The 18,086-nt window shown below is 67.7% G+C and carries 15 protein-coding genes and 1 other RNA gene; 6 read left to right on the top strand and 10 right to left on the bottom strand.

Annotated features, from left to right (window positions below; genetic code table 11):
* The first annotated feature begins 58 nt into the window (after positions 1–58).
* Positions 59–772 carry a DUF2968 domain-containing protein gene (locus DID99_RS13695; RefSeq protein ID WP_124666941.1) on the top strand — a complete coding sequence of 238 codons (714 nt, stop codon included), beginning with the start codon at positions 59–61 and terminating at the stop codon, positions 770–772.
* Between the two features lie 81 nt (positions 773–853).
* Here the strand turns inward: DID99_RS13695 and DID99_RS13690 are convergent, their stop codons facing one another.
* Positions 854–2,005, bottom strand: a complete 1,152-nt coding sequence (locus DID99_RS13690; protein WP_311767493.1) for a hypothetical protein — start codon at positions 2,003–2,005, stop codon at positions 854–856.
* Positions 2,006–2,109: 104 nt separating this feature from the next.
* Between DID99_RS13690 and DID99_RS13685 the strand changes: the two genes are divergently transcribed.
* Positions 2,110–3,405, top strand: a complete 1,296-nt coding sequence (locus tag DID99_RS13685; RefSeq protein WP_124487816.1) for an MFS transporter — start codon at positions 2,110–2,112, stop codon at positions 3,403–3,405.
* 76 nt (positions 3,406–3,481) lie between these two features.
* Here DID99_RS13685 and DID99_RS13680 read toward each other — a convergent pair whose 3' ends face one another.
* Positions 3,482–5,320, bottom strand: coding sequence for a tetratricopeptide repeat protein (locus DID99_RS13680; RefSeq protein WP_409362698.1), 1,839 nt, complete (start codon positions 5,318–5,320; stop codon positions 3,482–3,484).
* A 130-nt stretch (positions 5,321–5,450) separates the two neighbouring features.
* On the opposite strand from DID99_RS13680, the gene DID99_RS13675 reads away from it, so the two are divergent.
* Positions 5,451–7,115: an FAD-dependent monooxygenase gene (locus DID99_RS13675; protein ID WP_044844852.1), complete on the top strand. Its 1,665-nt coding sequence runs from the start codon at positions 5,451–5,453 to the stop codon at positions 7,113–7,115.
* Between the two features lie 8 nt (positions 7,116–7,123).
* Here the strand turns inward: DID99_RS13675 and DID99_RS13670 are convergent, their stop codons facing one another.
* The 4 genes from DID99_RS13670 to DID99_RS13655 are packed head-to-tail and all read right to left on the bottom strand — an operon-like array spanning position 7,124 to position 12,426.
* A complete protein-coding gene (locus tag DID99_RS13670; RefSeq protein ID WP_124522090.1) occupies positions 7,124–7,375 on the bottom strand; it encodes a formate dehydrogenase subunit delta in 252 nt (83 codons plus the stop codon).
* A gap of 7 nt (positions 7,376–7,382) precedes the next feature.
* Positions 7,383–10,334: a formate dehydrogenase subunit alpha gene (gene fdhF / locus DID99_RS13665; protein WP_124571008.1), complete on the bottom strand. Its 2,952-nt coding sequence runs from the start codon at positions 10,332–10,334 to the stop codon at positions 7,383–7,385.
* Between the two features lie 17 nt (positions 10,335–10,351).
* Positions 10,352–11,929, bottom strand: a complete 1,578-nt coding sequence (locus DID99_RS13660; protein ID WP_044844849.1) for an NADH-quinone oxidoreductase subunit NuoF — start codon at positions 11,927–11,929, stop codon at positions 10,352–10,354.
* Positions 11,926–12,426 (bottom strand): NAD(P)H-dependent oxidoreductase subunit E, encoded by a 501-nt coding sequence (locus DID99_RS13655; protein WP_044844848.1) that lies wholly within the window; start codon positions 12,424–12,426, stop codon positions 11,926–11,928. The genes DID99_RS13660 and DID99_RS13655 overlap by 4 nt, the downstream gene beginning before the upstream one ends.
* 130 nt (positions 12,427–12,556) lie before the next feature.
* Between DID99_RS13655 and DID99_RS13650 the strand changes: the two genes are divergently transcribed.
* The 3 genes from DID99_RS13650 (at position 12,557) to DID99_RS13640 (ending at position 14,689) form a co-directional block, all read left to right on the top strand.
* Positions 12,557–13,663 (top strand): substrate-binding domain-containing protein, encoded by a 1,107-nt coding sequence (locus DID99_RS13650; protein ID WP_124666939.1) that lies wholly within the window; start codon positions 12,557–12,559, stop codon positions 13,661–13,663.
* A gap of 101 nt (positions 13,664–13,764) precedes the next feature.
* Positions 13,765–14,034 (top strand): hypothetical protein, encoded by a 270-nt coding sequence (locus tag DID99_RS13645; protein ID WP_044844846.1) that lies wholly within the window; start codon positions 13,765–13,767, stop codon positions 14,032–14,034.
* A gap of 301 nt (positions 14,035–14,335) precedes the next feature.
* A complete protein-coding gene (locus tag DID99_RS13640; protein ID WP_124666938.1) occupies positions 14,336–14,689 on the top strand; it encodes a DUF4148 domain-containing protein in 354 nt (117 codons plus the stop codon).
* 268 nt (positions 14,690–14,957) lie between these two features.
* Here the strand turns inward: DID99_RS13640 and ssrA are convergent.
* The 4 genes from ssrA to ompA form a co-directional block, all read right to left on the bottom strand.
* Positions 14,958–15,327: a transfer-messenger RNA gene (ssrA, locus tag DID99_RS13635) on the bottom strand.
* Positions 15,328–15,344: 17 nt separating this feature from the next.
* The gene (gene gph, locus DID99_RS13630) at positions 15,345–16,061 is read right to left on the bottom strand and encodes a phosphoglycolate phosphatase (protein WP_124571006.1); all 717 of its coding nucleotides are present in this window, start codon (positions 16,059–16,061) and stop codon (positions 15,345–15,347) included.
* Positions 16,062–16,074: 13 nt separating this feature from the next.
* Positions 16,075–16,773 carry a bifunctional 2-polyprenyl-6-hydroxyphenol methylase/3-demethylubiquinol 3-O-methyltransferase UbiG gene (gene ubiG, locus DID99_RS13625; protein WP_044844843.1) on the bottom strand — a complete coding sequence of 233 codons (699 nt, stop codon included), beginning with the start codon at positions 16,771–16,773 and terminating at the stop codon, positions 16,075–16,077.
* 152 nt (positions 16,774–16,925) lie between these two features.
* Positions 16,926–17,597: an outer membrane protein OmpA gene (gene ompA, locus DID99_RS13620; protein ID WP_124666937.1), complete on the bottom strand. Its 672-nt coding sequence runs from the start codon at positions 17,595–17,597 to the stop codon at positions 16,926–16,928.
* Between the last annotated feature and the right edge of the window lie 489 nt (positions 17,598–18,086).

Genomic DNA, 18,086 nt, shown 5'->3' with positions numbered 1-18,086 from the left:
TGGCCGTTTCGTTTTGAACGATAATCGCGACTCCCGATTCGTTCGCCGGAGTCTGACGTTGGCCTTCCGAGATTTTTCCCCTGCACGATGCGCAACGTGGATCGTTGCGCTGGCCGCCTGCGTGCACGCGGGCGCAGCGTGGTCCGTCGACGCGACCGCGCCGGTCGCGGGCTCGCGCCCCGCGGTGACGAGCCTGCGCGGCGATGCCGCGCAGGCGGCTTCCCCTTCCGACGCGTCCGCCGCCTCCGCGACGGATGCGACCGCGCAAGGCAACGTCGCCGAGCTCACGCAGATGCTGCACGACGGGCGAATCGTCGAGATGCGCACCACGTACAACGGCAGCTACGGCGCGAGCCTGATGTTCGATCCGCGCGAGATGACGTATTACGTCGCGCTGTTCCAGGACAATCATCTGTGGCGCGTGGTCAAGTCGCAGGAGAAGAGCCGCGCGGAAATGGTCTACGTGAACTTCGTCCAGCAGACGACGCAACTCGCGGACGTCGAAATCCGCCGCACCGAACTGCAGGCGCAGAAGACGTTCCTCGAACGCGTGATCGCGCTGCAGGCGAATCGTGCGCAGCAACTGCAGGCCGATCTGAGCGTCGCGCGCAGCCAGCAGGCCGAGGTCGCGCAGCGGCAGAAGTCGGCGCACGAACAGGCGCAGGCGCTGCAGGTCGAGAAGCGGGCGGCGCAGCTGCAGTTGCGTGAACTGCAGGAGCAGGTACGGCAACTCGAGCGGCAGGCCGAAACGGGGTTGCCCGCGCGCAAGTGACGAGCGGCCGGCCCGACGGACCGGTCGACGAACGAAAACCCGGCGCAGCGTGCTTCGCCGGTTTTTTTTATTGCCCGCGCGTCAGCGGGTGAACGCGGTGGGTGTGTCGGTCAGGCGGCGGTGGGACAGGTGCGTCGTCCAGTCGAAGTCTGCGGCGGGCACGTCGGCCGCCCGTGCCGGGCGATCGGCGCGCAGCGCATTCGCCATCGCGATCAGCGTGAGTGGATCGTCGAGCGAAGCGTGCTGGTCGTGCCGGGTGTCCGGGACCGGCAGTGAACCGGCGCGACCGGGCGTTGGCATGCGCGATGCGACGTGCGTGATCGACGGGCGGCCGGCGAGTCGCGGCGCGGAAGGCGGGTGGACTTGCGCGGCTGTCGCATGCGTGCCGTTCGGTCGATTCGGCGACGGTGCCGCCGCGCTGGCGGCGCGTCGTACGTCTGGCGCGCCGTCGGCGTCGGCGAGTCGCGGCGACGGCGCGAGCGCAGCGTCGCGTGCGGGCTGCGACGATGTGATAGGTGTATTGGCAACGGCCCGCGCCGGGTGGTGCCGTGCCGGCGTGATGGCCGTGGCGGGCTCGGCCCCGGCGCTCCGCACTCGACCCGTGAATTCCGTCGCGTGCTCCGGCACGGCGCCGGCGATTTGCATGACCGGCGAACGCGCGACATCCGGAAACGGTTCGTGGGCGACGATCAGCCCGCCGATGATCGCGAGTGCGCCGATGCTCCAGCAGGCGGCATGCCGTGCCCGCCGGTCATGTGCTCGATCAACGGCACGTGCGATGTGCCGATGCCGACCGGTGGCGCCGGCCGCAACGGCCGGTACGCCCGCTGACGACGGCTGTACGGCGGCCAGCGGTTGCCAGCGGCAGGCACGATGCGGCGCGTCGACGTCGATGCACGAAGTCGTCAACGTTGCCACGCAGCGGATGCCGGAGCGGCTGCCGGACGCGGCGCCGAACCGCCATTCGCGGCCGAACGGCGGCACGCCGTCGAGCGGCGCGACGCGAGGGCGGGCGATTGAGCCTTCGACGGAAACGAGGGGCGATGGAATCATGAGGGCGGTGTGCGGTGCGACGCGGGCCGCGTGGCCGGCCGCGGCGCGGAGTGCGTCGCAAATCGTGACATTGTGGTCAGGCGATCGCGATCGGTCGATCGGATCAATCCGATTTTGATGCGCCTTTCGCGGCGATTCGTACGAGCCGGACGCGGCGTCCGCAACGCCGGCCCGGTACAAGGCAATTGTCGGCTTCGCGTGGCATCATTCGCCAACCATGCCGGCATGCGCATCGTCGGATCCCCACGGCGCGCAGGTCGCGCCTTCCGAGCCGAGAGAACTCCATGTCCACTGCCACACACGCCGTCGCGCAGGAATCGAAATTCCGTACCGTGTTCCGGGTCGTCAGCGGCAACTTCCTGGAAATGTACGACTTCATGGTCTACGGGTATTACGCGTCGGCCATCGCGAAAACGTATTTTCCGAGCGGCAACGCGTTCGCGTCGCTGATGCTGTCGCTGTCGGTGTTCGGCGCGGGCTTTCTGATGCGCCCGGTCGGCGCGATCGTGCTCGGCGCGTACATCGACCATCACGGCCGCCGCAAGGGGCTGATCCTGACCCTCGGGCTGATGGCGCTCGGCACGCTCACGGTGGCCTCGATACCGGGTTACGCGACGATCGGCGTGCTCGCGCCGGTGCTCGTGCTGCTCGGCCGGCTGCTGCAGGGCTTTTCCGCGGGCGTCGAGCTCGGCGGCGTGTCCGTCTACCTGTCGGAGATCGCGACGAAGGGGCACAAGGGGTTCTATACGTCGTGGCAATCGGGCAGCCAGCAGGTGGCGGTCGTGTTCGCCGCGTTCGTCGGCGTGCTGCTGAACCGCGCGTTACCGGCCGAGGACATGACCGCGTGGGGCTGGCGCATTCCGTTCCTGATCGGCTGCCTGATCGTTCCGTTCCTGTTCCTGATCCGCCGTTCGCTGAAGGAAACCGACGAATTCCTCGCGAAGCGTCACCGTCCGACGATGGGCGAGATCATGCGTTCGATGCTGGAAAACTGGGGCGTCGTGATCGCCGGCATGGGGATGGTGATCATGACGACGGTGTCGTTCTACATGATCACCGCATACACGCCGACGTTCGGCAAGGAAGTGCTGCACCTGTCGTCGCTCGACGCACTCGTCGTGACCGTCTGCGTCGGCCTGTCCAATCTCGTCTGGCTGCCGCTGTCCGGTGCGTTGTCGGATCGCATCGGCCGCCGCCCGGTGCTGATCGCGTTCACGGTGCTCACGCTGCTGTCGGCCTATCCGGCCGTGCTGTGGCTCGTGGCGGATCCGTCGTTCCTGCGGCTGCTCGCGGTCGAGCTGTGGCTGTCGTTCCTGTACGGCTCGTACAACGGCGCGATGGTCGTCGCGCTGACCGAAGTGATGCCGGCCGATGTGCGCACGGCCGGCTTCTCGCTCGCGTACAGCCTCGCGACGACGATCGGCGGGTTCACGCCGGCGATCTCGACGTTGCTGATCCACCAGACCGGCAACAAGGCGGCACCGGGGCTGTGGCTGAGCGTCGCCGCATTTTGCGGATTGATCGCGACGCTCGTGTTGTATCGCACACGCGAAGCGCGCAACCAGTACAAGTCGGCCTGACGCCGCCTGTATCGCATCACATCGACTGAAAAAAGGGAGCGCGCCGCGCTCCCTTTTTTTGTCTGCGCTCGGGTATTCAGGCGTCGCGCAGCGCGGCGGCGACCGCCGCCGCCACGTCGAGCCATTGTCCCGGTGCGGACTGGCGGGCGAGCCTCGCTCGCGGATACCACGGACAGTCGTCGCCGGTGAACCAGCGCCAGTCGGATGCGAACGGCAGCATGATCCACAGCGGCTTGCCGAGCGCGCCCGCGAGGTGCGCGACCGCCGTATCGATCGTGACGACGCCGTCGAGCCGTTCGATCAGCGCTGCCGTGTCGGCGAAGTCGTTCAGCCGCCCGTCGAGGCGATGCATGCGGGGATGCGCGTCGACGCGTGCCCGTTCGTCGTCGTCGAGCGCCGGCTGCAGCACGATCCAGTCGATGTCCGGCAGCGCGAGCAGCGGCGCGAGCGCGTCGAACGGCATCGAGCGGTTTTCCTGTGCCTGCCGGCGTCCCGTCCACGCAAGGCCGAACTTGCGCTTCGACTGGCCGCCCAGCGAGCCGCGAAAGCGCCGCTGCGTGCTGTCCGGCACGTCGAGGTAGCGTGTGCCCGCGACGATGTCGGCCGGCTGCAGGCCGAGCAGGAACGGCAGGCTCATCAGCGTGCATGCGACGTCCGCCGCCGGCGGCTTCGCGGCGCCCTGCGCGACGAGCGTCACGCGCCAGCGTGCCGCGGCCGGTGCGAGCAGCGCGACGAGTTCCGGCTGCACTTCGAGCACGACGCGCGCGCAACGCGCGCGGGCGAGCGGCACGAAGCGGACGAACTGCAGCGTGTCGCCGAAGCCCTGTTCCGCGCGGATCAGCAGCGTGCGCGCGGCAATCGGCTCGCCTTGCCAGCGCGGCAGCGTGCCGAGCGGCGTCGCGCCCGGCGTGTCGTGGCGCGTTTCGTACGCGGACAGGCCGCGGGCGAAGTCGCCCAGCGTCAGCAGCGTTACGGCGCGGTGCAGCTGCGCGAGTTTCAGGTCGGGGGCGACGCGCAGCGCCTGGTCGAACGCGCGCAGCGCCATCTCGTGCGCGCCGAGTGCGTGATGCGCGTTGCCGAGGTTCAACCACGCGAGACTGAACGACGGATCCAGACCGACCGCGCGTTCGTAGTAGGGCAGCGCTTCGCGCTGGCGTGCCTGCGCGCACAGCGCGTTCGCGAGCCCGAAGAGGGCGAGCGGAAACGGCGGGTGCAGCGCGAGCGCGGCTTCGAATGCGGCGGCGGCTTCGCCATGACGGCCGAGCGCCTCGAGCGTGTTGCCGAGATTGAAATGCGCGGCGACAAAGCGCGGCTGCGCGGCGATCGCAGCCTGGAAATGGGCGATCGCGTCGTCGGCCCGGCCCATCGCGTTCAGCGCCATCGCGAGATTGTTGTGCGCGCCGGCATGCCCGGGCCGCAGCTCGAGCGCGCGATGGAATGCGGCGAGCGCATCGTCGTGACGGCCGAGCGCATTCAGCGCGTTGCCGAGGTTGTTGTGGATCGATGCGTCGTCCGGTGTGAGCCGAAGTGCACGGGCAAATGCGTCGACGGCATCTTCGTGGCGCTGCAGTGCCGCATAGGCGTTGCCGAGGTTGTAGTGCGCGAGCGGAAATTCGGGCGCGAGCGTCAGCGCGTTGCGAAAGCGGTCGATCGCTTCGTCGAGCCGGCCGAGTGCCTTCAGCGCGTTGCCGAGATTGAGCTGCAGCGCGGCGTCGTTCGGGCGCAACTCGACCGCACGCCCGACGAGATCGGCCGCCTCGGCATGCTGGCCCTGCTGATGCCGCAGCACGCCGAACAGATGCAGCGCGTCGGCGTCGGCGGGATGAGTGGCGAGTGCGGCGCGATAGCCGTGCTCGGCCTCGGCGAGGCGGCCCGCGCGGTGCGCGGCATACGCTCGGTCGAATGCGGATTCCATGACGCGAAAACTGACGGAAAGCGTGTATTTTCCCACACTGCGCGCGGGCACCCCAGATCGGCCGGTCGGCATATGGCCCCGTCACGCGGAGCGGCGTAGACTTGCACAATCGCGTGTCATCGAGGTTCTCATGGCTGACACACTGCTCGATATCCCGCCGGTGCTGATCGTCGGCGCAGGCCCCACCGGCCTTGCCGCAGCGATGAGTCTCGCGCGCGCCCGCGTGCCGGTGCGCATCATCGACCGGCTGGCCGTGCCCGCGCCGTATTCTCGCGCGATCGGTATCCAGGCACGCACGCTCGAACTGCTGGAGCAGCATCGCGCGGTCGAACCGTTTCTCGCGCTGGGTCATCGCGCCCATGCGGCCGCGCTGCATGCGGACGGCCGCGTGATCGCGCGGCTCGATTTCGATCCGCTGCAAACGCGTTATCCGTATCTGCTGTTTCTCGACCAGAGCATCACCGAGCGGCTGCTCGCCGAGCATCTGGCCGGGTTCGGCGTGACCGTCGAACGCGGCGTCACGCTCACCGCATGCGATGCGGGCGGACCGTCGCTCGACGTGACGATCCGCGATGCCGACGGTCGTGAACAGGCGTTCGCGCCCTCGTACCTGATCGCCGCCGACGGCGCGCACAGCACGGTGCGCCACCTGCTTGGCCTGGGCTTCGCCGGGCATGCGTTCGAGCAGACTTTCCTGCTCGCCGATTTCGCGGCGATACCCGACTGGCCGGACGAGGAGATCCATCTGTTCACGACGCCCGACGGCATCGCGGGGCTGTTTCCGATGGGCGGCGGCCGCTACCGGCTCGTTGCCGACCGGCCGCCCGGCAGCGACGCATCGCCCGACGGACTCACGCCCTCGACCCCGTCGCTCGACGAATGCGAGGCGATCGTGCGCGCGCGCGTCGGTGCGTCGATTGCGCCGAGCGATCTCGCGTGGTCGACGTATTTCCGCCTGCATAGCCGGATGGTCGAGCGACTGCGTCACGGGCGGGTATTCTTCGCGGGCGACGCCGCGCACGTTCACAGCCCGGCGGGCGCGCAGGGCATGAACACGGGCATCCAGGAAGCGTTCAATCTTGGCTGGAAGCTCGCGCGCGTGCTCGGCGCGGGCACGCCGGAGCGCCTGCTCGACACGTATCACGCCGAGCGCCACCCGATCGAGCGTGACGTATTGCGGCAGACCGGCCTCGTCACGCAGATCGTCGAAGCCGACCACGGCGCGATGAAGCTGCTGCGCGATCATGTCGTGCCGCTGCTGGCGTCGTTCGGGCCGGTGCGCGACGCGGTACGCCGCACCGTCAGCGAGCTCGGCGTGCAATACCGGAAAAGCCCGCTCACGCTCGAACGCGTGCTCGACGGCGGGCCGCGCGCAGGCGAGCGAGCGCCCGACGCGCTCGTGCACGTGGTCGACGGGCCGCTCGGGCGGGCGCCCGGAACCGCGCGGCTATACGACCTGCACGACCCCGCGAGCTTTACGCTGCTGCTGCTCGAGGAACCGGCAGGAGCCGACGCCGGCGAGACGGGCGACGTGCCGCCGATGCCCGCGGATGCGCAGGCGCTTGTGCAGGGGCTGGAGCGGATCATGCCGGGCGCCGTGCGAACATGGCGCGTCGCCGATGCCGAAAGCGACGGCACGGATGGGCTTGCGCAGGTATACGGCCGCTCGAGGCCGTCGTTCTACCTGCTGCGGCCCGACGGCTACATCGCGGTGCGCGGCCGTACCGCCACCGACGCGAACGCGCTGCTGCGCCACTGCGAAAGCTGGTTCGCGGGCATGTCGGTGCCTGCGTAGCGGGGCGCTCAGGCGGAGGCCGCGGCTGGTACGAGCGATGCGCGGTGCGCGGCGATCGCGTCGCGCACGATCGGCGCCGCGCGTTGTCCGGCCGCGCTCGACGGATCGTCGAGCGCGGCGAGCAATGCACGACGCATCCGCGGTTCCCAGAAGCGCCGGATATGCTCGGCGATCCCGCTCAGCGCTTCTTCGCGATCGGGCATCGATTCGAAGAACGCGCCGATCTGGTTGGCCATGTCGACCAGGTGTCCGTTGTCCATCGCTTCCTCACTTGCCCGTCGTCACGACGGCCGGCGTGGCGGCGCGGCGCTCGAGCAGGTCGAGCTGCTCCGAGTTGAAGCGCGCATACGCGCGCTGCCACTCCGACGGCTGCGCGACCGGCATCACCTGCACGGCCGTCACCTTGTATTCCGGGCAGTTCGTCGCCCAGTCGGAGCTGTCCGTCGTGATCACGTTCGCGCCCGATTCGGGGAAGTGGAACGTCGTGTACACGACACCCGGCTGCATGCGGTCGGACACGAGCGCGCGCAACACGGTCTGGCCCGCCCGCGATTCGATGCCGACCCAGTCGCCGGTCCGGATTCCGCGGTCCTCCGCGTCGTGCGGATGGATCTCGAGACGGTCCTCTTCGTGCCACTGCACGTTCTCGGTCCGGCGCGTCTGCGCGCCGACGTTGTATTGCGACAGGATGCGGCCCGTGGTCAGGATCAGCGGATAGCGCTGCGTGACCTTTTCCGGCGTCGGAATGAACTGCGTGATCACGAACCGGCCCTTGCCGCGCACGAATGCGTCGATGTGCATCGTCGGCGTGCCGTCCGGCGCCTGTTCGTTGCACGGCCACTGGATGCTGCCGAGCGCATCGAGCTTCTCGTACGACACACCCGAGAAGGTCGGCGTGAGCCGCGCGATCTCGTCCATGATTTCCGACGGATGCGTGTAGTGCATGTCGTAGCCGAGCGCCCGCGACAGCAGCAGCGTCACTTCCCAGTCCGCGTAGCCCGCGAGCGGCGGCATCACCTTGCGCACGCGCGAGATGCGGCGCTCCGCGTTCGTGAACGTGCCGTCCTTCTCGAGGAACGTCGAGCCCGGCAGCAGCACGTGCGCGTATTTCGCGGTTTCGTTCAGGAAGATGTCCTGCACGACGATGCATTCCATCGACGACAGCGCGGCCGCGACGTGCTGCGTGTTCGGGTCCGACTGGACGATGTCCTCGCCCTGGCAATAGAGGCCCTTGAAGCTGCCGTCGAGCGCCGCGTCGAACATGTTCGGGATGCGCAGCCCCGGTTCCGGCTGCAGCGTGGCCGACCATGCCTGTTCGAACTGCGTGCGTACGACTTCGTCGCTGATGTGCCGGTAGCCGGGCAGTTCATGCGGGAACGAGCCCATGTCGCACGAACCCTGCACGTTGTTCTGGCCGCGCAGCGGATTGACGCCGACGCCTTCGCGGCCGATGTTGCCGGTCGCCATCGCGAGGTTCGCGATGCCCATCACCGTCGTCGAGCCTTGCGCGTGTTCGGTCACGCCGAGGCCGTAGTAGATCGCGGCGTTGCCGCCCGTCGCATAGAGGCGCGCGGCTTCGCGCACCAGCGCGGCCGGCACGCCCGTTACGTCGGCGGTCGCTTCGGGCGAGTTCTCGGCGCGCGATACGAAGTCGCGCCATTGCTCGAACGCGCGCGTGTCGCAGCGTTCGGCGACGAATGCGTCGGCGACGAGCCCCTCGGTGACGATCACGTGCGCGAGTGCGTTGACGATCGCGACGTTGGTGCCCGGGCGCAGCTGCAGGTGATGCGTGGCCTTCACGTGCGGGCCGTCGACCACGTCGATGCGGCGCGGGTCGATCACGATCAGCTTCGCGCCCTCGCGGATGCGCCGCTTCATGCGCGAGCCGAACACCGGGTGCCCGTCGGTCGGGTTCGCGCCCATCACGACGATCACGTCGGACTGGCCGACCGACGCGAAGGTCTGCGTGCCGGCCGATTCGCCGAGCGTCGTCTTCAGGCCATAGCCGGTCGGCGAGTGGCACACGCGTGCGCAGGTGTCGACGTTGTTGTTGCCGAACGCGGCGCGCACGAGCTTCTGCACGAGGTAGGTTTCCTCGTTCGTGCAGCGCGACGACGTGATGCCGCCGATCGAATCGCGGCCGTACTTCTGCTGCAGCTTGCGGAACTGCGTCGCCGCGTAGGTGAGCGCCTCTTCCCAGCTGACTTCGCGCCACGGGTCGGTGATCTTCTCGCGGATCATCGGCTTCGTGATGCGGTCCTTGTGCGTCGCGTAGCCCCATGCGAAGCGGCCCTTCACGCACGCGTGGCCTTCGTTCGCGAGGCCGTTCTTGTGCGGCGTCATGCGCACGACCTGCGTGCCCTTCATCTCGGCCTTGAACGAGCAGCCGACGCCGCAGTACGCGCAGGTCGTGACGACCGAATGCTCGGCCTGGCCGAGCCGGACGACGGATTTTTCCTGCAAGGTGGCCGTCGGGCACGCGGCGACGCACGCGCCGCACGATACGCATTCCGATGCCATGAACGATTCGCCTTCGCTGGCGGCGACGCGCGATTCGAAACCGCGCGCGGCGATCGTCAGCGCGAACGTGCCCTGCGTTTCCTCGCATGCGCGCACGCAGCGGTTGCAGACGATGCACTTCGACGGATCGTACGTGAAGTACGGATTCGATTCGTCCTTCTGGTCGCGCAGGTGATTCGCGCCGTCGAAGCCGTAACGCACTTCGCGCAAGCCCACCACGCCCGCCATGTCCTGCAGTTCGCAGTCGCCGTTGGCGGGGCAGGTGAGGCAGTCGAGCGGATGGTCGGAGATGTACAGCTCCATCACGTTGCGGCGCAGCGACTGCAGCCGGTCCGACTGCGTACGCACCTTCATCCCGGCTTCGGCGGGCGTCGTGCACGATGCCGGATAGCCGCGCCGGCCTTCGATTTCGACCAGGCACAGACGGCACGAGCCGAACGGTTCGAGCGAATCGGTCGCGCAGAGCTTGGGCACGTTGACGCCGGCTTCGATCGCGGCGCGCATCACCGACGTGCCGGCCGGCACCGTGACCGGCTGGCCGTCGATTTCGAGCGTGACGTCGGTATCGGCATGCCGTTGCGGCGTGCCGTAGTCGGTTTCGTCGAACGGATCGCGCACGCGCGCCTCAGCGGCGCTCTTGCACGCGCATTGGCCCGAGCCGCAGCCGCCTTGGCGGACGTTGTTCGTGTCGAGGGACATGCAGGGCTCCTTCTGGGTCAGGCCGCAGCCTTGACCGGACCCGACGCGGCTTGCTTGCCGGCGGCGAGCCCGAAATCTTCGGGGAAATGGTCGAGCGCGGACAGCACCGGATACGGCGTCATCCCGCCCATCGCGCACAGCGAGCCGGCGAGCATCGTGTCGCACAGGTCGCGCAGCAGCGTGACCTGACGCTCCGACGTGTCGCCTTCGCGAATCCGCGCGATCGTCTCGACGCCGCGCGTCGAGCCGATCCGGCAGGGCGTGCACTTGCCACACGATTCGATCGCGCAGAACTTCATCGCGTATTCGGCGAGCTCCGCGAGATTCGACGTGTCGTCGTGCAGCACGATGCCGCCGTGGCCGACCACCGCGCCGATCGCCGCGTACGCCTCGTAGTCGAGCGGCACGTCCCACTGGTGTTCGGGCAGGTAGGTGCCGAGCGGGCCGCCGACCTGGGCGGCGCGCGCGGGCCGGCCGCTGGCCGTGCCGCCGCCGTAGTCGAACAGCAGCTCGCGCAGCGTGACGCCGAACGCGAGCTCGACGAGGCCGCCGTGGCGGATGTTGCCCGCGAGCTGGAACGGCAGCGTGCCGCGCGAGCGGCCCATCCCGTAGTCGCGATAGAACGCGGCGCCGCGCGCGAAGATCACCGGCGCGGTCGCGAGCGTGATCACGTTGTTGATCACGGTCGGCTGGCCGAACAGCCCGGCGAGCGCCGGCAGCGGCGGCTTCGCGCGCACGACGCCGCGCTTGCCTTCGAGCGATTCGAGCAGCGCCGTTTCCTCGCCGCACACGTACGAACCGGCGCCCTTCGCGACGTGCAGGTCGAACGCATGCGCGGAGCCGAGCACGCGTTCGCCGAGCCAGCCGGCTTCGCGAGCCCGCTCGATCGCCGTTTCGAGTGCCGCGATTGCATGCGGGTATTCGCTGCGCACGTAGATGTAGCCGAGCGTCGCGCCCGTCGCGATGCCCGCGATGATCATCCCTTCGATCAGGCAGTACGGATCGCATTCCATGAGCAGGCGATCGGAGAACGTGCCCGAATCGCCTTCGTCCGCGTTGCAGACGATGTACTTCTGCGCGGCGCGCGCCTGCCGGACCGTGCGCCACTTGATGCCGGCCGGGAAGGCCGCGCCGCCGCGGCCGCGCAGCCCCGATTCGATCAGCTGCTCGCACGCGGCGTCGCCGTCGAGTGCGAGCGCGTTCTTCAGGCCGGCGAGGCCGTCATGCTTCAGGTAGTCGTCGATCGACAGCGGATCGGTCAGGCCGATGCGCGCGAACGTGAGGCGCTGCTGGCGCGCGAGATAGGGCAGCGCGTCGACGAGGCCGACGCCGCTCGGGTGCGTGCCGCCGTCGAGCCAGTTTGCATCGAACAGGGCGGGCACGTCGGCCGCCGACAGGTTCGCGTAGCCGACGCGCCCGGCGGCCGTGCCGACCTCGACGAGCGGCTCGAGCCACAGCAGCCCGCGCGAACCGTTGCGGATCAGTTCGATCGCGACGCCGCGCCGCTCGGCTTCCGCGACGATCGCGGCGGCGAGGGCGTCGGCGCCGAGCGCCAGCGCGGACGAATCGCGCGGAACGTAGATGCGGGTCGTCATGCGGCCTCCGGGGTGTGGGCGGCCGCGTCGGCGAGCAGGGCGTCGAACTTCTCCGGCGTGACCTTTGCGTGCAGTACGCCGTTGACCGTCATCGACGGCGATTGTGCGCACAGCCCGAGGCAGTAGACCGACTCGAGCGCGACGTCGCCCGGCGCGTGCGCGTCGGCGCCATCGCCGTGCGCGGCGTCGAACCGGCAACCCGTGCGCGCTTCCGCGTGTGCGGCCAGCGCTTCGCAGCCCATGCTGCGGCACGCCTCGGCGCGGCACATCTGGATCGTCACGCGCGCGGGCGGCGCGGTGCGGAAGTGGTGATAGTAGGTGAGCACGCCGTGCACTTCGGCACGCGACAGATTCAGCGCCTTCGCGAGCGGCGCGACGCAGCCTGCCGGTACGTAGCCGGCTTCGTCCTGGATCGCATGCAGGATCGCGACGAGCGAGCGGCCGGCGCGCGCATGACGCTCGACGAGCGCGTCGGGCGCGGGGGAATTCGGGGACATCGTTGTGCTCCTCCAAAGTCTCATATGTGCCCTTGATTCATATAGTGCACACAGGGACTTCGTCCTGATTGATTTTGAGCAACGATAAGCGGAAGATTTCGCAGTCGCAATAGGAAATCGGAGTACATAATTGATTCGAATCGAATGCGACGCGTATCTGACCGTACGCGACACGGAGGGCCGCACGGCGAGCCTGTCGGATGTCGCCCCGTTGCTGGAGCTCGTGGCCGATACGGGCAGCATTGCACAGGCCGCGCAGGCGAAAGGGCTGTCGTATCGGCACGCGTGGGGCATGCTGCGGGCGCTGGAGGCATGCGTCGGCGGCGAGTTGATCGAGACCGCGCGCGGCAAGGGATCGACATTGTCCGAGCTGGGGCAGGCGGTCGTCGACGCGCAGCGGCTCGCGCGCAGCCGTCTCGACGGGAACCTGCGCGCGCTGGCGGCCGAGGTGGCGAGCGACCTGAACCGGCGGCTCGCACAGCGCGACGGCGCCGTGCGCATCCATGCGTCGCACGGCTATGCGGTTGCGGCGCTCGTTTCCGCGCTCGTCGATGCGCAGGCCGCCGTCGACATCAAGTATCGCGAGAGCGTCGAGGCCGTGCAGGCACTCGCGCGCGGCGAATGCGAGCTGGCCGGCTTCCATCTGCCGCGCGGCACGTTCCGCGAACGGTGCGCGCAGATCTACCGGCCGTGGCTCGACGACACGCGTCACGTGCTGATTCATCTGACGCGTCGCCAGCAGGGGCTGTTCGTGCCGCGCGGCAACCCGAAGCAGGTCGGCGGGCTGGCCGATCTCGCCCGCCACGACATCCGCTTCGTCAATCGGCAGCCGGGGTCGGGCACGCGCATGCTGCTCGATCTCGCGTTGCGGGCGATCGGCATCGATCCCGAGCGGATCGACGGCTATGCTTCGGCCGAGCTCACGCACTCGGCGATCGCCGCGTTCGTCGCGAGCGGGATGGCCGATCTCGGCTTCGGCGTCGAGCCGGCCGCCCGTCATTTCGGGCTCGATTTCATCCCGGTCGTCGACGAGGACTACTACTTCGCGTGTGAACGCGCGCAGCTCGACTCGCGGCCGCTCGCCGGCGTGCTCGCCTTGCTGCGCGATGCACGTTTCGTCGAGCGCGTCGCGCATCTCGACGGCTATGATCCGGCGGCGTGCGGGACGCTGGCCGGTGTCGCGGAGGGCCTCGTCGGTACGGTCGCGGCCGGTACGCCGGACGGCAACGCACGGTAACGGGAATGCGCGCGAGCCGCGCTGCAGCAGCGAGGGATTTGCGCTACGCTTGCCGCTTGATCAACGTTCCAACAAGCACGCCGTTCAGGCGTCATCCCGCCATGAAACTTTCCGTTCCCTTCGCCGCGGCAGCGTTGACCGCAGGGCTTCTCGTCGCTGTTTCGCCGTTTGCGCTTGCGCAGAATTCCCCGGGCGTGCCTGGCGGCATCCTGAGCGAACAGTTCCGCCTGAACGAGCATCCGCAGATGCCGTTCGCGGCGTCCGCGCCGTCGCAGAAATACCAGAGCGGCAAGAAGTCGGCATTGCGCCGCAAGGGCGATATGGGGGATCCGAACGGCTGCAACCTGAAGTGCCCGCTGGACACTCAATAGACCAAGGCAGACGCGCCGGGTCGTCGTCGACGCGTCTGTGCGGCCGTGCCGCGCGATTCTTTTCGAGCCCCGCAGGGCATGCTGCCTTGCGGGGCTCGTGCTTTATGGCCGGTCGTAGTCCAGTGCGATCGTGCGATGCCGGATCGGGTGCCTGTCGGAATTCTAGGGTTAACCCGTAATCCAGGAAGGATGTCTTCCTGAAATCTGCCTTATTCTTAAGCATCCGCCTACATAAACTTCGGTTTGTCAGCGATGAACGGGTGTTCACCGCGAAATCAGACAAATCTGGAGGTAGGTCATCATGAAGTCGCTCGTTCAAGCCGTTGTCGTTGCTGCCGCTCTCGTTGCTCCGGTCGTTTCGTATGCGCAGTCCGGCTCGGCACTCACCCGCGCACAGGTTCGCGCCGAACTGGTTCAGCTCCAGCAGGCCGGTTACAACACCGCCCGCGGCGAAGATCCGCACTATCCGGAAGCGATCCAGGCCGCAACCGCGCGTGTTGCAGAACAGCAGCGCAGCGCGTTGGCCCGGGCGCAAGGCGCCGACGCCAGCGGCTACGGCGCGCAGGTGCAGGGCGCATCGGCAGCGGGCTCGCGTGCGATCGGCGTGCGTCCGGCCAGCGCGGAAGAAATGAAGTCGCTGTATCGCGGCAGCTAAGCTGCGCATTGCCTGGCGGGGCCACGGGGCCGGTGCGATGATGCATCGCGTCCGGTCGCGGTGCCGGGCAGGGCGTCGTCCGCTGCGCTCGAGCGCAGCGCGGACGGCGCCGAACCTCCGTCACCTCCTGTCGCCGGCGTATCGGTGGCATTCCGCCTGGCCCGCCCGGGCCGGGCGCTTTTTCGGAGGGCGCGGGAGGTGGGCGCACCGGCAACAAAAAACCCCGCAGACTCGCGTCGTGCGGGGTTCGTGCGTCAAGCGCGGAATTTGGTGGAGGCGGCGGGAATCGAACCCGCGTCCAGAAGCGCTCCACGACTAGTTCTACATGTTTAGTTCAGTCATTTGATTTAACCGCAGCGACGCGGACGAACACGCTGCACTACGGCGATTCGCTAGGTTTTCGACCCTGGCGTCGCGACGCCGACAGGGCTTAACTGACGTAAATGACCTCTGGCGGTATTGCTACCGGTCTTGCGACACTAGCCCGTCAGTGAACTAGGCAGAGGACGGCGGCCGTTAGGCTGCCAGTGCGAACGTATCGTCGTTTGCAGTTACGATTTTCCCATTGATTAACGAGGTGACGGGTCCTCGACATGCCCTAGCCGCTTCACAACCCCTGTCGAAACCAGGTCGCCCCCGCGGATAAGATCAAACATTATAGCCCAACATCGCGCAACAGTTCGCGCAGTTCCTGCGTCGAGCCGACGAGATGCTGCGCCTGCCAGTCGGCCGGCGCGGCGCCGTCGCCGCAGTAGCCATAGGCAGCCGCGACGGTTGCCATCCCTGCCGCGCTGCCGGCCTGGATGTCGCGAAGATCGTCACCGACATAGACGATGCGCTCGGGCGCGAGCGTCATCTGTCCGGCCGCGTGCAGCAGCGGGGCCGGATGCGGTTTCGAGTGCGGCGTTGTGTCGCCCCCGACGATGCAGGCCGCGCGCGGCGCAAGGCCGAGCAGGTCGGCGAGCGGCGCGGTGAGGCGCATCGCCTTGTTCGTGACGATGCCCCAGCGCACGCCGCGCGCATCGAGTTCGTCGAGCACGTCGCCGATGCCGGGGAACAGCACGGTGTGCACGCAGATGTCCGTCGCGTAATTGGTCAGGAACTCGTCGCGCATCGCTTCGTAGCCGGCCGATTGCGGGCCGATGCCGAATGCGCCGCCGAGCAGGCCGCGCGCGCCGGCCGATGCCAGCGGCCGCAGCACGTCGAGCGACGTTTCGGGCAGGCCGCGCACGCGCTGCATCTTGTTGACGGCGGCGGCGAGATCGGGCGCCGTGTCGGCGAGCGTGCCGTCGAGGTCGAACAGCACGGCATCGCAGTGCAGCAGGCGCGGCTCGTCGAGTGCGGGCCGCCCGGTCGAAAGGGGAGTCGTCATGCCGGTCGGAAGGTCACGCGCCGCGGCGGCACGCGACGAGATAGTTGATGTCGGTATCGTTCGACAGCGCGAAGCGCTTGCCGATCGGGTGATAGGTAATGCCCTTGATCTCCACGATATGCAGATCGGTCCCGCGCACGAAGCTCGCCAGTTCCGACGGGCGGATGAAGCGCGCGTAGTCGTGGGTGCCCTTCGGCAGCATCTGCGCGATGTACTCCGCACCGATCACTGCGAACAGGTAGGACTTCAGGTTGCGGTTCAGTGTGGAGAAGAACACCCAGCCGCCCGGCTTCACGAGCGTCGCGCACGCGGCGACGACGCCGGCCGGCGACGGGACGTGCTCGAGCATTTCCATGCACGTGACGACGTCATAGGTGCCCGGCTCGCGTTCGGCAATCGCTTCGGCGGCGATCGCCTCGTAATCGACCGTGATACCGCTTTCGAGGCTGTGCAGGTCGGCCACGCCGAGTGCTTCGGTCGACAGGTCGATGCCTTTCACCTGCGCGCCGAGTCCGGCCATCGATTCGGACAGGATGCCGCCGCCGCAGCCGATATCGAGCGCGCGCTTGCCGGCGAGGTGCGCATGCGAATCGATCCAGCCGAGCCGGACCGGGTTCAGGTCGTGCAGGGGCTTGAATTCGGCATTCGGATCCCACCACCGATGGGCGAGGTCGCTGAATTTCTGGAGTTCGTGCGGATCGGCGTTGGTCATGTCGGCAAACGGGCTACGGAAGGAGGGCGATGCGTCGGTACGTCAGCCCCGAGTATATAAGGGGGCGCACAACGAGGCCAGCGAGCGCCTGGGCGGGCGTCAAAGAAAAAGCCCCGCCGGAGCGGGGCTTTGAAGCAGTCGAAAACCGCGGCTTACTGTGCCGGAACGGTCGTCTTCTGGACTTCTTGCGTACCGACCACTTCGACTTCCACGCGGCGGTCCGGTGCGAGGCAGGCGATCAGTTGCTTGCGGTTCTTCTGGTTGCAGCCCGTCGTGACCGGGTTGCGCTTGCCCTTGCCTTCCGTGTAGATCTTGCTGGCCGGGACACCCTTGCTGACCAGGTACGACTTGACGGCTTGCGCACGGCGCAGCGACAGGCGGTCGTTGTACTTGTCCGAACCGATGCGGTCCGTGTAGCCCGTAGCGACGACCACTTCCGTGTTCATGCCCTGGATCTTCGAAGCCAGTTCGTCCAGCTTTTGCTTGCCCAGCGGCTTGAGCGTTGCCTTGTCGAAGTCGAACAGTGCGTCGGCTTGATACGTGATCTTCTGGCTCGTGATTGCCGGAGCGACCGGTGCGACCGGAGCCGGTGCCGGTGCCTGGGCGACCAGTGCGCCATCGCACTTCGCGTTGGCGGTGGCCGGCGTCCAGAACGCGTCACGCCAGCAGAGCTCGTTCGTGCCGTTCATCCACACCCATTCGCCCGTGCCGTTCACCCAGTTGTCGTTGACGGCTTGACGCGACGCCGGCACCGACTGTGCCGAAGCGGATGCAGCCATAACTGCGGTAGCTGCAATGAACGCGAGCTTTGAAAGTTTATTCATATTTCTCCTCTCGAAATTGAGATTACCGCAGGTTTACTGCGAGCCTGTTGACGGTGACAAGTCATACATTGCTCGAAGTATAACATTGGTGCGGCACAAAAAACGCGGCACCGCTCTGTGTAGACTTCGAGCAGCGTCTAACTTTCAGTGCGTTGGCATTTTGCCATATCGTTCCCTTCCTACGAAAAAAAATCCTCCCCACCCTAAGATCGCTTCAACTTTGTGGTGCATGCGCAACACCGGCCTGCCGTAACTTTTAGAGATTGTCAAGAGTGGGTCCGCGAAATTGCGCGAAAGGCCGCAAATGTTTACCCGCGTGCGCGACTCGGATCCGCGCGGCCCCCGAGCCGCCTGAAGGGGCGCGATCGCGGCCGGTTCGCGGTGCCGCTGCCGTGGTCGCGATTTTTGCTGTTTACATATAGAGGGGGTGGCGAATCGGCGGCTGATGGGCGCATGTTAGAATCTCGCGTTGCGTTGCGCATGCAGCGC

The sequence above is a fragment of the Burkholderia sp. Bp8986 genome (assembly GCF_003854225.1).
Classification (GTDB): domain Bacteria; phylum Pseudomonadota; class Gammaproteobacteria; order Burkholderiales; family Burkholderiaceae; genus Burkholderia.
This window is presented reverse-complemented; position numbering and strand designations above follow the sequence as displayed.

What these genes read in the sequence shown, in the direction of transcription:
- gph (WP_124571006.1), bottom strand. Translation starts at nt 16,061, where the DNA reads ATGACGACTCCCCTTTCGACCGGGCGGCCCGCACTCGACGAGCCGCGC.
- fdhF (WP_124571008.1), bottom strand. Translation starts at nt 10,334, where the DNA reads ATGTCCCTCGACACGAACAACGTCCGCCAAGGCGGCTGCGGCTCGGGC.
- ompA (WP_124666937.1), bottom strand. Translation starts at nt 17,597, where the DNA reads ATGAATAAACTTTCAAAGCTCGCGTTCATTGCAGCTACCGCAGTTATG.
- DID99_RS13645 (WP_044844846.1), top strand. Translation starts at nt 13,765, where the DNA reads ATGAAACTTTCCGTTCCCTTCGCCGCGGCAGCGTTGACCGCAGGGCTT.
- DID99_RS13670 (WP_124522090.1), bottom strand. Translation starts at nt 7,375, where the DNA reads ATGGACAACGGACACCTGGTCGACATGGCCAACCAGATCGGCGCGTTC.
- DID99_RS13660 (WP_044844849.1), bottom strand. Translation starts at nt 11,929, where the DNA reads ATGACGACCCGCATCTACGTTCCGCGCGATTCGTCCGCGCTGGCGCTC.
- DID99_RS13640 (WP_124666938.1), top strand. Translation starts at nt 14,336, where the DNA reads ATGAAGTCGCTCGTTCAAGCCGTTGTCGTTGCTGCCGCTCTCGTTGCT.
- DID99_RS13675 (WP_044844852.1), top strand. Translation starts at nt 5,451, where the DNA reads ATGGCTGACACACTGCTCGATATCCCGCCGGTGCTGATCGTCGGCGCA.
- ubiG (WP_044844843.1), bottom strand. Translation starts at nt 16,773, where the DNA reads ATGACCAACGCCGATCCGCACGAACTCCAGAAATTCAGCGACCTCGCC.
- DID99_RS13680 (WP_409362698.1), bottom strand. Translation starts at nt 5,320, where the DNA reads ATGGAATCCGCATTCGACCGAGCGTATGCCGCGCACCGCGCGGGCCGC.
- DID99_RS13655 (WP_044844848.1), bottom strand. Translation starts at nt 12,426, where the DNA reads ATGTCCCCGAATTCCCCCGCGCCCGACGCGCTCGTCGAGCGTCATGCG.
- DID99_RS13685 (WP_124487816.1), top strand. Translation starts at nt 2,110, where the DNA reads ATGTCCACTGCCACACACGCCGTCGCGCAGGAATCGAAATTCCGTACC.